The 11,783-nt window shown below is 35.5% G+C and carries 14 protein-coding genes; 1 reads left to right on the forward strand and 13 read right to left on the reverse strand.

Translation table 11 applies throughout. The annotated features are described in order from the left end of the window. Positions 1-17: 17 nt before the first annotated feature. From F8153_RS00465 to F8153_RS00475, 3 genes are all read right to left on the reverse strand, one after another. On the reverse strand, positions 18-653 hold the full coding sequence (locus F8153_RS00465; protein ID WP_151864376.1) for a LolA family protein: 636 nt from the start codon (positions 651-653) through the stop codon (positions 18-20). 26 nt (positions 654-679) lie between these two features. Continuing rightward, the gene (locus F8153_RS00470) at positions 680-1,048 is read right to left on the reverse strand and encodes a holo-ACP synthase (protein ID WP_151864377.1); all 369 of its coding nucleotides are present in this window, start codon (positions 1,046-1,048) and stop codon (positions 680-682) included. Between the two features lie 184 nt (positions 1,049-1,232). Beyond that, positions 1,233-1,862, reverse strand: a complete 630-nt coding sequence (locus F8153_RS00475; RefSeq protein WP_151864378.1) for a hypothetical protein — start codon at positions 1,860-1,862, stop codon at positions 1,233-1,235. Positions 1,863-2,047: 185 nt separating this feature from the next. On the opposite strand from F8153_RS00475, the gene F8153_RS00480 reads away from it, so the two are divergent. Then, the gene (locus F8153_RS00480; RefSeq protein ID WP_151864379.1) at positions 2,048-2,989 is read left to right on the forward strand and encodes a hypothetical protein; all 942 of its coding nucleotides are present in this window, start codon (positions 2,048-2,050) and stop codon (positions 2,987-2,989) included. Between the two features lie 116 nt (positions 2,990-3,105). On the opposite strand, the gene F8153_RS00485 is transcribed toward F8153_RS00480, so the two are convergent. The 10 genes from F8153_RS00485 to F8153_RS00530 all read right to left on the reverse strand — a co-directional run bounded on the left by F8153_RS00485 (position 3,106) and on the right by F8153_RS00530 (position 11,601). Continuing rightward, positions 3,106-4,962 (reverse strand): complex I subunit 5 family protein, encoded by a 1,857-nt coding sequence (locus tag F8153_RS00485; RefSeq protein ID WP_151864380.1) that lies wholly within the window; start codon positions 4,960-4,962, stop codon positions 3,106-3,108. A 152-nt stretch (positions 4,963-5,114) separates the two neighbouring features. Further along, complete coding sequence (locus F8153_RS00490; RefSeq protein WP_151864381.1) at positions 5,115-7,307, reverse strand: complex I subunit 5 family protein; 2,193 nt, start codon at positions 7,305-7,307, stop codon at positions 5,115-5,117. Between the two features lie 358 nt (positions 7,308-7,665). After that, complete coding sequence (locus tag F8153_RS00495; protein ID WP_151864382.1) at positions 7,666-9,153, reverse strand: complex I subunit 5 family protein; 1,488 nt, start codon at positions 9,151-9,153, stop codon at positions 7,666-7,668. Next, positions 9,146-9,526, reverse strand: coding sequence for a cation:proton antiporter subunit C (locus tag F8153_RS00500; protein ID WP_330577581.1), 381 nt, complete (start codon positions 9,524-9,526; stop codon positions 9,146-9,148). The genes F8153_RS00495 and F8153_RS00500 overlap by 8 nt, the downstream gene beginning before the upstream one ends. 2 nt (positions 9,527-9,528) lie before the next feature. Continuing rightward, positions 9,529-9,951: an MnhB domain-containing protein gene (locus tag F8153_RS00505; RefSeq protein WP_151864384.1), complete on the reverse strand. Its 423-nt coding sequence runs from the start codon at positions 9,949-9,951 to the stop codon at positions 9,529-9,531. After that, positions 9,944-10,249, reverse strand: coding sequence for a hydrogen gas-evolving membrane-bound hydrogenase subunit E (mbhE, locus tag F8153_RS00510; protein ID WP_151864385.1), 306 nt, complete (start codon positions 10,247-10,249; stop codon positions 9,944-9,946). Before mbhE ends, F8153_RS00505 begins: the two co-directional genes overlap by 8 nt. Beyond that, entirely contained in the window at positions 10,246-10,485 is a 240-nt protein-coding gene (locus F8153_RS00515) for a hydrogenase subunit MbhD domain-containing protein (protein WP_151864386.1), read from the reverse strand. Before F8153_RS00515 ends, mbhE begins: the two co-directional genes overlap by 4 nt. A 28-nt stretch (positions 10,486-10,513) precedes the next feature. After that, positions 10,514-10,816: a monovalent cation/H(+) antiporter subunit G gene (gene mnhG / locus F8153_RS00520; RefSeq protein WP_243136848.1), complete on the reverse strand. Its 303-nt coding sequence runs from the start codon at positions 10,814-10,816 to the stop codon at positions 10,514-10,516. Positions 10,817-10,828: 12 nt separating this feature from the next. After that, positions 10,829-11,095, reverse strand: coding sequence for a monovalent cation/H+ antiporter complex subunit F (locus tag F8153_RS00525; RefSeq protein WP_151864387.1), 267 nt, complete (start codon positions 11,093-11,095; stop codon positions 10,829-10,831). After that, complete coding sequence (locus F8153_RS00530; RefSeq protein ID WP_207707675.1) at positions 11,092-11,601, reverse strand: Na+/H+ antiporter subunit E; 510 nt, start codon at positions 11,599-11,601, stop codon at positions 11,092-11,094. Before F8153_RS00530 ends, F8153_RS00525 begins: the two co-directional genes overlap by 4 nt. Positions 11,602-11,783: the final 182 nt, after the last annotated feature.

An 11,783-nucleotide genomic window follows, 5' to 3' on the forward strand; every position in this document is an offset into this window, starting at 1 on the left:
TCTTGTAGTTATGAAGATTAATTTTCATTAGTATGTATATAAAATAAGTCCTCCTCTAAGGGACTATTGTATTGAAATTCATCAAAATCAACTCTGTAACGGATGCTACCTTCTTCATCTAACACTTGCAAATGGGCGGGATGAAGGCTTTTAGTAGAAATCCACAGCTTTTGTTTATTAAAATAAAAGTTCCCCCCAGATAAGGGTGTTTCTAATACTATGTATTCACCATTGTTGAAGGAATCTTTATAGATATTGGCTTCCTCATTGCTGATAAGATTTTCCATGAAATTACCAACAAACATGAGCTGCTCTCCTGATTTTTCAAAGGAGTTGGTTTTCCATATTTGGTTTATGGATGGATTGATAATCCAGGCAGATTTACCATTATAAATCGTAGTATAACCCATATACTCCTCTGGGGATATGGCCTCTAGCCTATATTTATTAGGATACTTATACATTTGGATAAAACTATATTCTCTTTCTCCCTTTTCATCTTCAACATAAATTGTTGCTTTGCATTGATAGCTCTTCATTTCCCCCAGTTTCTTTTGTGCTTTATAGAGAATTTCATCATTAGTAGGTTGTTTACAGGACATCAACAGCAGTAGTGTTCCAATAATGATTAATACAACCCGCCAAAGCTTCAATTAGAAACCTCCTCCTTATATCCCCTTTATGTAGCAATAGCTTGGGCAATTGCATCACCTCTACTATGGGATATACTTATATGAATTTCTGTTATATCTCTACTATATGCAATATTAAGGGCATTATTATGTAATTTTATATAGGGCTTACCCAACTCATCCTTATATATTTCTATATCCCTCCATTGAATATCCCTTAGACCCGTTCCCAAAGCCTTTAATACTGCCTCCTTAGCAGCAAAAAAGCCAGCCACACTAGATGGTTTAAGCTGATTTTCCTTTAATAAAATTATCTCCCCTTGGGTAAATAATCTTTCAATGAATTTCGGTGATCTCTCCATTGCCCTTTTGATTCTTTCAATTTCAATTATATCGATACCTGTACCTTTTATCATTGAACCACCTCGAATATATCATAACACTAAAAGCAGTGAATAGTTAATAGTGAATAACTAAAAAAACTAAAATAAATTTGGATCGCAAATTTATACAACAATTTAACATTCTACATTTTTAACTCTTAAAGCTCTTCCTTTTTAATTATTGCTTTATCACCTATTCCATATTACTTATTACCTATTACTTATTATCTTCCTTATTCTCAAGCTGTTCATCGATGTTTTCCATCTCTTCGTGGCCTACCATAGCATGTAGAAAGGTGTATAGGCTGTCTACCTTGTTGGTTAACTCTTCCTTTTCTTCCCTTAAAACGTCTAGTTTCATACGTAGCTTAGAAATTTCTCCTTCCGTTGCCGCCAACTGATCCTTGCTTTTATTCAAATCTGTATAGGCCACTCTAACGGTTTCCTTTAACAAAGCTAGATTAACCCTTTCAATTTCAAAGGGGAAGGATTCCAACCTTTGATATAGCTCTTCCAATTCTGTGTTAAGCTGTTGCATCTCATCCTTTGCCTTCTCCAACTCTTCTATAGCATCTTCTCTGCCCTTTGAATTAATCAATTCTGATATCTTAAGGATTAACTTAATTACAGTATTCTTACGATTGTTTCTCTCTTGAATCTTCTTTTGTGTTTCCTTTTCTTCCTTTAAAAGATTATCCAACTCCTTAGAAAGACCTTCCATTGTCCTATTCATGTTTTTCTTAAAGATCTGCCTCCAAGCTATATCGTGAATGAGTATGGGTACTTTGCTTTTTTTAATGATTTTTTCATCAAGATTAATATTTTTTTGTTGCCTTTTGAAGAACATCATATCCCTCTTTTCCTATAGATCATTCTAATAAAGATATCGGCAGTTATAATCTAAATAATCACTTATAAACCTAGAAATATATAGTACTAGTCTACTATTTTAATATCAATATTTAAAGTCCATTACAGTATCCTTTGTAATTTATTTTTTTAGATTGGTAACAATAAATCTGAGGTGATAGGATGAGAAATTATAATAAAACAAAAATCTTTTTTATTTTAATAGCCTTAATAATGATCATTACAAGCTGTAGCGGAAATCCCAAACCCCAGGAAGAAAAAGACAACTCCAATAGCCCTCCTGAGTTACCCAAGGTTTACACAGAAATCGAAGAGGAAATCCTAAAGACTATGTTTAGTATCGATGGAATTGCTGGTATTGAAAAGGCCTTAGAAGAAAAGGAAAAAGCAAAGGAAGAGGTTGCAGAAGAATCAGAGGTAGATTTAAAGCCTGAAGAAAAAGAAAAACCAGCAAAAGAAGAAATTGATGTGAAAATGCTGGTAAAAATGGAGGCTGTTGTTATACCGCTATTAGAGGAGGAGGATATCGAAAGCGAAATTGTAATGGTGGACGAGGTTCCAGGAGATATTAATAAAGTATGGTATCAAATCAACCAATTAGTCAACACCCTCCACACAAAATGGAATAGCTTAGAGCCCCATCTTCAAAAGGCAGGTGTCGATCCAAAAAAAATCCAAGAATTTGAAGGAAACTTAGATTCTACAACTGTCTTTGTTAATGAAAAAGATACACATCAAAGTATGATAGCCTTAAATCATCTTTTAAGCAACTTATATGACTTCGGTGGTAGCTTTAAAACCAAGATTCCATCTGAAGTTATGAAAATTAAAAATCATATTAGAGAGATTGTACTGATGGCGGATGCCGAGGATTACCCAGGAGCCCTTAGTAATTTCGAGGAAGCAAAAAGACTAGGGGAAGCTTTAAAACAGCGATTAATTGAAAAAGATGCAACGGATGTCTTACAAAAATTTGAGTTATCGATGGAGGATCTAAATAAAGAGTTGCAAAAGGAAAATTTTAATCTGATTCAGATTAAAGGTGGTATTGTACTTAAGAACACAGTAGCCATGAAGGAGGCTTTTGAAGGAGAGAGCAAGTAATCTTTGAATTGAAAATTGAAAGTTGAAAATTAAAGACGAAAAAACAAAACCTTAAAGGGCTACTATAATAAGTCCTTTAAGGTTTTACAAAATGCAAACTGACTAAAAACATCATACTAGAATCCAGTAGCTATTAAAACACCAAGAATGATGGTTAATAAAATGGCATAAATGAATACATCTCCCAAGATCATGGGCTTTTCATATCTTTGTACACACACATTAGGAAAATCCTCGCATACCTTCGTTACAGGCCTATATATAAACTTTTCGGCGTTTAACCACGAGGGCAGATGTTTGTGAAACAAATGATACTTCACCCCTACGATAAATATGGTTATTCCTATGCCGTAGACTAAAACCATACCCCATATATCCTTCATATTCCAAAAATTCATACCTACTATATATTTCCCAACAAATTTAGGATCATAGGAAAAGGATAACACAGCAGGAACAAGCAATCGATCCATCAACCAAGAAGGCCTTAATCCAATTAGAACCACTAGAGCAGCCAAAATCCCCATAGCTATAGCCATTTTAGAGTATTTAGGCTTAATATCCTCATACTTTTCTGGACATTTTCCAAAAAATATAAAACCATAGAATTTTAGGAAGGAGCATACGGTTCCTGCACTAACAAGCTTAAATAATAATTCAGCATATTTAAAGGATGGATGTCCATACTCATATGCTTCAATTATTCCATGATGAAGGATGGATTTACTTGCAAATCCATTAAAGCCTGGCATGCCAGTTATCCCTAAAGCTGCAATTAATGCCACCAAAGCAGCAAAGGGCATTTTTTTCCATAGTCCTCCTAGACGATACATATCTAACTCCTTGGTATTTAAATAAACTACTCCGGCCACCATAAAGAGGAGGGCCTTAAAGATCCCATGATTAATCATATGATAAATGCTTCCAGTAAAACCCATCGCCCCTTTATATCCTAAATAGGCTGCTACTCCTATACCCATTATTACATATCCCATTTGACTAATACTATGATAGGCCAGCATCTTTTTTATATTCCCTTCAAGTAGGGCTAAAAAAACTCCAACCACCATAGTGATTATACCAAGCCATATGATGGCTATACCAATATTTGTTGAGGTTGCCCATAATATGATATTCCCAGTCGATGCTTCTACTGAATCTACAGAGAAAATAATGGTAGCCACTCTAAGAATTCCATAGGCTCCCACCTTTGTTAGTATTCCGGAGGAAAGGGCATTTATGGTAATCGGTGCTTCTTTATAAATTTGAGGTAGCCAGAAATGGAAGGGGACCATTCCTGCCTTAACACCAAAGCCAAATATAAATAATCCTCCTATAATATATTTAATAAGGCCCAGTTGACTAAACTTGTCGGCCAAAGTAATCCATTCATAGCTTTGGGTATAGGCTGCTAATAAAACAATTCCACTTAGAATACTTAATCCGCCTATGATTCCCATATAGATATATACATTTCCAGCTTCTAACGCCTCTTCAACCCTATAATGGACCATTAGACCGTAGGAGCTAAAGGTCATAATCTCAAAAAATAAGAAAAAGCTAAGGAGATCTCCTGCCATAAGGGTTCCTATAGTTGCAACATAAGTGATAACAAAGAAGAAATAAAAGCTCCTTTCTCTTTCCTTTTGCTTTATATCTTCTAAGCTATAGATACCGGTAATCATATAAATGAAGCCTGCAAAAATCATTAGAATATAGTTTAATAGGTCTATTTTAAAGAACACCCCCATGCCAAAAACTCTTCCAAACTCATAAACAATGGGCTCTTCTATAACCTGCTTATAGGTTAGCATAATTAGAAGGGTGGTTAAGAATATAAAACCATTAACGGTTATTCTTCTAACTTTCGAATGATTGTCACTGATTATTGGAATGATTAATGCCTCCAACAGACCGAAAAAAATCACAATGGATGGTAGCCAAAATAAAATAGCCATTTGTAGTAAATCCATAAGAAGATCTCCCCCTTCATTTCGTTCTTTCTATATTACATGATATAAATAATTATTGTCAATGTCTGAATTTCTCTTTTTTTACAACCTAATTAAACTGCTTATCTATTTAAATACCCTTTATGCATATGCCTAAAGGGTATTTTTACTTATTATTTGAAAATAATTAGAATGGCCATAATGCCTGTAAGAATCAAGGAGTATATTGCAACATCACTCTTAATGATTCCCATTTCATATCTATCTGTAAATATATTGATGGTTGTAACAAAACGTTGGATGATTCCCATTCTTTTTTGAGGAGTCTCTTCATGAACAAGAGATTCAAAGGGATTATACATTCCTTTACTTAACTGAGTCAGCTCCACTTCCCCTTTACATTTGCCCATAACCCTACAGAAGAACAATAATAGTTTGTTAATGGGTAGGAATAGCAAATATTCTAACCTTAGCCAATCAGGGAAATGTATATGGAATAGATGGAATTTAATCCCTAAGATGAATATAGCAATTCCCATTAGATAAACCCATACCATTCCCATCAAATCATGAGAATTAAAGAAATTCATCTTAACCAGATATTTATCAATGAAGGAGGGATCATAGGTGACAGTTCTGGCAGCAGGAATGATAAAGTTATTCAGAATATAGTTGGGTCTTAAGCCTATTCCAATAATTAGTAGAGCCAAGCCCCCCATGGCCATCTCCATCATCTTATAGCTTCCCCTAAGGTTTCGATGTTTTTCAGGCAGTTTCCCTAGGAATACAAAGCCAAATAGCTTTATAAAGGAGCAAACTGTACCTGCACTAATAATGGTAAACATAATTTCTGCATATTTAAAGGAATGGTGTCCGTACTCATAGGCTTCGATAATTGCATGATGGAGTATCGATTTACTAGCGAATCCGTTAAATCCTGGCATTCCTGTAATTCCCAAGGCAGCCACCAAGGCAACTGCTGCAGTAAAGGGTAGCTTTCTCCATAGCCCTCCCAGCTTATACATATCTAACTCATGGGTATGAAGATAAACTACTCCAGCAACCATGAATAGTAGAGATTTAAATAAAGCATGATTGATAATATGATATAAGGCACCGGAGTAGCCCATGGCCCCCTTATAGCCTAAATATACTGCAACGCCTATTCCCATCACTATATATCCCATTTGACTTACGCTGTGATAGGCCAGCATTTTTTTAATATTGGATTGTTGGAGGGCAAGAAATACTCCCATGGCCATAGTAATGATTCCCAACCAGATGATTCCTGCTCCCAAGGTCTTAGAGGCACTCCATAATAGGTCTTTATACCCTTCTATCTCACTTGATAAAGGGAAAAAGAAGGAGGTTGTAACCCTTAATATGCCATAGGCTCCGATTTTTATCATAATTCCAGACAGCAATGCACTGGCTGGTGTAGGTGCCACTGGATGGGCTTTTGGAAGCCAAACATGTACTGGTGCCATTCCTGCCTTAATGCCAAATCCTAAAATAAACAAACCAATGATAGCATACTTAACCAATCCCACATTCTGTAGGGTTGATGCTAAGGGTAGGAATTCAAGGGTTCCTGCTTTAATATATAAAAGAATGATTCCCAGGAGTATTGCTAGTCCACCTAAAACACCCATAAATATATAATTGTAGCCTGCGTTTATACATTCACGATGCTCACAATGGGTAACCAGCATGTAAGAGCTAAAGGTCATAATTTCGAAGAATAAAAACATGGTCATGACATCGCCAGCCATAATAGTACCCAAAATGGCACCATAGGTTATTGACATAAAAAAGTAGAATCTACTCCTGTGATTTTCAAACATCATATAATCATGGGAGTAAATCATAACCAGCAACCAAAGAATCGATGTGGTTAAAGCCATAGTAAAGCTTAGCATATCGACTTTGAAATATAGCCCAAAGCCTAGAACTTCACTGATTCTGTAAACCTGTCCACCAGCAATGGCTTGTGGGTACATAGCCATAACTAATAGTAATGTTATAAAGGTTGTGTTAACAACAGCTACGTCTCTAAGGTTATCAGAACGTCTACCCCAATAGAGCTCTATAAAACTTCCGATAAAGGGTGTTAAGATTACCAGTAGGGGTAATGGCTTGTAGCTTGAAATCAACTGAATGATACTTGTTAGCAGCTTAAGCTTAGTGTCGATCAGGTTTGTACCTAAAGTTGATTGGGTTAAGGCAATAAAGGCTAGCATCATTAAAATTGCTGCTATGAAGATGGTAGTAGAATTTAATGAAAAGCTATCTAATACATTTCCTCCAGCCCTTAAGCTATTTTTCCCATCCTTTTGGGATGCAACTAAACTCTTTGCATTTTTCATGATTATCTCCTCCAAAATTTTCGAAGCATGGCTAAATAAGTAAACACACAGAAAAAAAATCCAATTATGATGGGCCTCAATCTAGCCATCATCATTTGCTGGATATTCATAATCTCAATTCTGTTATTATAGCTTAAGCACTTCCTATTTGCTACTGGTTTTTGTAGCCTCATATCAAAGGGAAGTATGTCTATGAATAGAATAAAACATATAATTTCTTGATTATGCTTGTTATTGATTTAACAGATACTTCCTTCTATTAATATTTTACATCAATGCCCCATAGAAAGCAATAACCTATGGGGCAAATTTTACAAAATTATTAACTAATAATATTTATTATTTATTTTAAATATTGCTAAAGAAGGAAGGTTGGTACAGCCTTCTCTACCAAAGTCATAATGATCTGGGGATAGAAACCAATTGCTACTACTGCCACAGCTATGATAACCATTGGCACCAGCATAAGCTTTGGAAGCCTCTCTATAGCCATAATGTTCCTTCTATTTTTGCTTTCCTTAAGGAAAGCTGAAATTACTATAGGAAGATAATATACTGCATTTAAGAAGCTACTTATTAGGATAATTGCTAAGTATATCGGTTTATTTGCTCCCAATACTGCAAAACTTAAGTATAGTTTGCTCATGAAGCCACTAATGCCTGGTATTCCAATCATACCAAAGGCAGCAATGGTAAATACCGTCATGGTAATGGGCATTTCATATCCTATTCCGTCTAAATCCCTTAAGTCTCTCTTTTCTTTATAATAGATGATGGAGCCTGCACTTAAAAATAGTGCTGATTTCATTAAACCATGGGATATAATGTGAAACAAGCTGGCAGATAAACCCTCTACAGTAGCCAAGCCCAACCCTAAGAAAATATACCCTATTTGAGCAACACTGGAGTAGGCCAACATCCTTTTTATATCCTTTTGACCAATAGCAAATATGGAGCCCATGATCATACCTATTGCTGCGAAATAGGTTATATAGGTAGGGATCCCTAATCCAACTACAATGGTCTGCCCTAAAACCTTAAATAAGATCTTGTAAGCAGAGAAAATATATACCTTTACCACAATACTAGAAAGCAATGCACTGGATGGTGTAGGTGCGGTGGAGTGGGCATCTGGTAGCCAAACATGTAGTGGAAATACAGCCGCCTTTATTCCTAAACCTGTTAGTATAAAACCAACGGCAACTAGGATATTGGTTGGGTATAGGTTCCAAATTTTTGATATAGTCAGATAAATCTGTGTCATATTTAATTGACCAGATACCATGTATAAAAGAGCTATCCCTAAAAGCACCGATAACGATCCCATTGTATTAAGAATAAGGTATCTCAAGGAAGCCATATAGTTTTCTTTTTTTCGTTTTATAGAAATGATACTGCAGGAGGTAATTGATAAAATCTCCATAAATACATACATATTAAATAAGTCATTGGTGTAGGTCATTCCCAGCATAGAAAACAATAATATAAATACTAGGGTATAGAAGCCTGTAAACTGCTGAGGTTTAATTTCATGCTCAATATCCTTTAATGAGTAAATAACGATTAAGAAGGATAAAGCTACTATAAATAGACCCATGAAAGCAGAAAACTCATCTACCACAAGTTGAACGCCAATTTTTTCATTCCAGTTACCAAAATTGTAGGTGTACCCACCATTTTTGTAAACCTCTTGTAATGTTCTAACGGATAAGCCTAGGGCAATAGATAGGGTTGCAATAATTAATGCCTTAACCTTTCCAAAACTCTCACTATTAATAATCGGTATGATTACGGCTGTTGCTAATAATGACAATAATATATAAACAGGAAAATGCTGACTACCCATTTTTTCCTTCACCCCTTAGCTTCATAATTTCATCAATATCCATTGTACCATATTCTTCATAAAGCTTAATGATAAGGCTTAGGGAATATGCTGTAATACTAACGGCAACAACGATCCCTGTTAGTATCAATGCTGATGGTAGAGGGTTTATATAAAGGACCCTTCCCCCTCCTAAATTAATGATTGGAGCACTTCCATCATGAACATATCCTATTGAAACAAAAAACAAAAATATTGATGTTTCCATAATATTGATTCCTATAACCTTCTTCAGAAGATTGCTGTGGGTCAATACTGTATATAATCCTATAACAAAAAGGGCAACAGAAGCCACGTAGTTTATATGTTCAGCAATTGCTTTTATAAATTCCACAATTAGTCCTCCTCAATTATTGTGTGAAACAGGGTTATCATTGTACTTGCCACCTTTATACCGATTCCTAGGGTTAGTAATGGAATGATGCCGGCGCTGATCAATTCCCCTGCCTGACCCATGAAGAAGCCAGCCTCTTTGTTGACTAAGAATTTACCCCCTAGATAAATTCCTGCAAGACCAATGATAATATACCATAATATCCCACTGGTCTCCAAAATCGATGTAACCTTATGGGGAATCTTTCTGGAGGCCATTGGCAAACCAAAGGATAAAGTAAACAAAATCATACTGGAGCCTAAAACCGCTCCTCCCGAGAAACCTCCCCCTGGAGATATGTGACCATGGAGTATCACAAATATCCCATATACCTGAATAAAGGGAACTATTAATCTCGTTATGGTTTTTACAATAATATCATCCATTGATATCCCCCCCTTTTTTCTTATCCTGATGATTAATCGATAATACTGAAATCACAGCTGCTATAGAAGTAAATAAAACCGTAGTCTCTCCCAAGGTATCAAAGGCTCTATAATCCGTTATAATTGCAGCAATAACATTGGGAGCATGGGCTTCTTCCACAGAATTTTCTAGATAATAGGTGGCGGTTTCATTATAGGATGGATTATCAACACTACCTAAGGAAGGCATTTTTAAGATACTTGAAACCAACAAAACAAAAAGGCCTGCTAACACAACAATAAATAAACCCTTTTTCATTTCTCCATCCTCCTTGTCCGACTGATAACCCCTATAAAGAGGATTGTAGTTACTCCTGCACCTATGGCAGCCTCTGTTAATGCAATATCTGGAGCCTGAAGCATTAGCCACAAAACTGCCATGATAAGGCTGTAGGCTGCAAATATAATTACTGCTCCCAGTAAATCCTTAGTTCTTTCAACCGCAACAGCACAAATGATCAAGAATATCACTAAAATAACATTTAAAATTAACATTTTACCATCCCTTCATCAAAAGGTTCTACTATTTTTTATCTATTAAAGCTTCCTTATCATATTCTGCCTTAGCAATAATGTGGGCTGCCGTTGGGTTTGTGATCCATACAAATATTAATACAAGCAAAAGCTTTACACTTATGATATCAATTCCTCTATAAAGGATTAAGCCCAGTAATATAAGACCGGCCCCTAATGTATCACACTTGGTGGTGGCATGCATTCTACAGAAAACATCTGGCATTCTTAATAGACCAACGGTGCCTACTAGAAAGAAAAAGGCCCCACCCATAAAAAGTAGTATGATTATTATATTCATTAATAATTCCATATCTTCAACTCCTTAAAAAAGCTTACCCTTTTCCATATATTTAGAGACACTTACAGTGGTAACAAAACCCATCATGGCATAGACTACCGCAACGTCCACAAAGGCATCCTGATTGGTCATCATAGCCAAAAGAACGATTAGCACTGTAACCTTTGTTGAAATTACATTAATAGCAACAACACGATCGGCAGGGGTAGGTCCAATATAGGCTCTATATAGAGAGGCAAAGGCCAATACCGACAGAAAAATTGTAATTACCAGTATACTGTTGGTTATCATTTTTCACCCTCCTCCAGCTTCATGGCATATTTTTCTAAATTGCTATTCTCAACACCTTCTCCGGCTTCCTTTGTTAGGGCATGAATAACATAGCCCTCCTCATTAACATCAACAGTTAATGTACCTGGTGTTAAAGTAATGGCATTAGCATAAATTACTTTATTCATATCTTTTTTAAGATAATTTCTTACCTTCACGAAACCTGGTGTTATCGGCAGTGATGGACTCAATACCACCCTGGCCACATCTATATTGGCCTTGATGATTTCTACTAATAAAATCCTCACAAAAACAAAAAAGTTTAATATGCCTTTAAGGGTGTATAAAGAAGTTTCTTCATCATTAAAAAATAAATCACGACAAAAAATGACCACACCCCCACATACAACGAAACCCGCTATCATTGATTGTGGTTTATAACTAGGTGTTAACACCATCCAGAATAAAAACAACAGAATGAATAAAAATAAATTTTGCTTTTTAAGAATTTGTCGAATCAATTTCATCATAGCCCCCTTCTTGGGAAGTAGATATTTTTACATATACATATTGTACAGTAGTTTTGCGATTTCTTCAATAATCCTTTGTATTTTGTAATTATTATCAATTTTATGTGGGTCAAAAAACAAACAAAGAACAAAAGCCTTTCATGCGTTAATTTTCTATGGTTAAAATGCTTTTGTTTTCC

Origin of the sequence: Alkaliphilus serpentinus, assembly GCF_009017255.1 — a bacterium.
Lineage (GTDB): Bacteria > Bacillota > Clostridia > Peptostreptococcales > Natronincolaceae > Alkaliphilus_D > Alkaliphilus_D serpentinus.

Excerpts from the sequence above, each read along its gene's own strand:
- F8153_RS00470 (WP_151864377.1), bottom strand. The coding sequence starts at position 1,048 with ATGATAAAAGGTACAGGTATCGATATAATTGAAATTGAAAGAATCAAA.
- F8153_RS00475 (WP_151864378.1), bottom strand. The coding sequence starts at position 1,862 with ATGTTCTTCAAAAGGCAACAAAAAAATATTAATCTTGATGAAAAAATC.
- F8153_RS00480 (WP_151864379.1), top strand. The coding sequence starts at position 2,048 with ATGAGAAATTATAATAAAACAAAAATCTTTTTTATTTTAATAGCCTTA.
- F8153_RS00485 (WP_151864380.1), bottom strand. The coding sequence starts at position 4,962 with ATGGATTTACTACAAATGGCTATTTTATTTTGGCTACCATCCATTGTG.
- F8153_RS00490 (WP_151864381.1), bottom strand. The coding sequence starts at position 7,307 with ATGAAAAATGCAAAGAGTTTAGTTGCATCCCAAAAGGATGGGAAAAAT.
- F8153_RS00495 (WP_151864382.1), bottom strand. The coding sequence starts at position 9,153 with ATGGGTAGTCAGCATTTTCCTGTTTATATATTATTGTCATTATTAGCA.
- F8153_RS00505 (WP_151864384.1), bottom strand. The coding sequence starts at position 9,951 with ATGGATGATATTATTGTAAAAACCATAACGAGATTAATAGTTCCCTTT.
- mbhE (WP_151864385.1), bottom strand. The coding sequence starts at position 10,249 with ATGAAAAAGGGTTTATTTATTGTTGTGTTAGCAGGCCTTTTTGTTTTG.
- F8153_RS00515 (WP_151864386.1), bottom strand. The coding sequence starts at position 10,485 with ATGTTAATTTTAAATGTTATTTTAGTGATATTCTTGATCATTTGTGCT.
- mnhG (WP_243136848.1), bottom strand. The coding sequence starts at position 10,816 with ATGGAATTATTAATGAATATAATAATCATACTACTTTTTATGGGTGGG.
- F8153_RS00525 (WP_151864387.1), bottom strand. The coding sequence starts at position 11,095 with ATGATAACCAACAGTATACTGGTAATTACAATTTTTCTGTCGGTATTG.
- F8153_RS00530 (WP_207707675.1), bottom strand. The coding sequence starts at position 11,601 with ATGAAATTGATTCGACAAATTCTTAAAAAGCAAAATTTATTTTTATTC.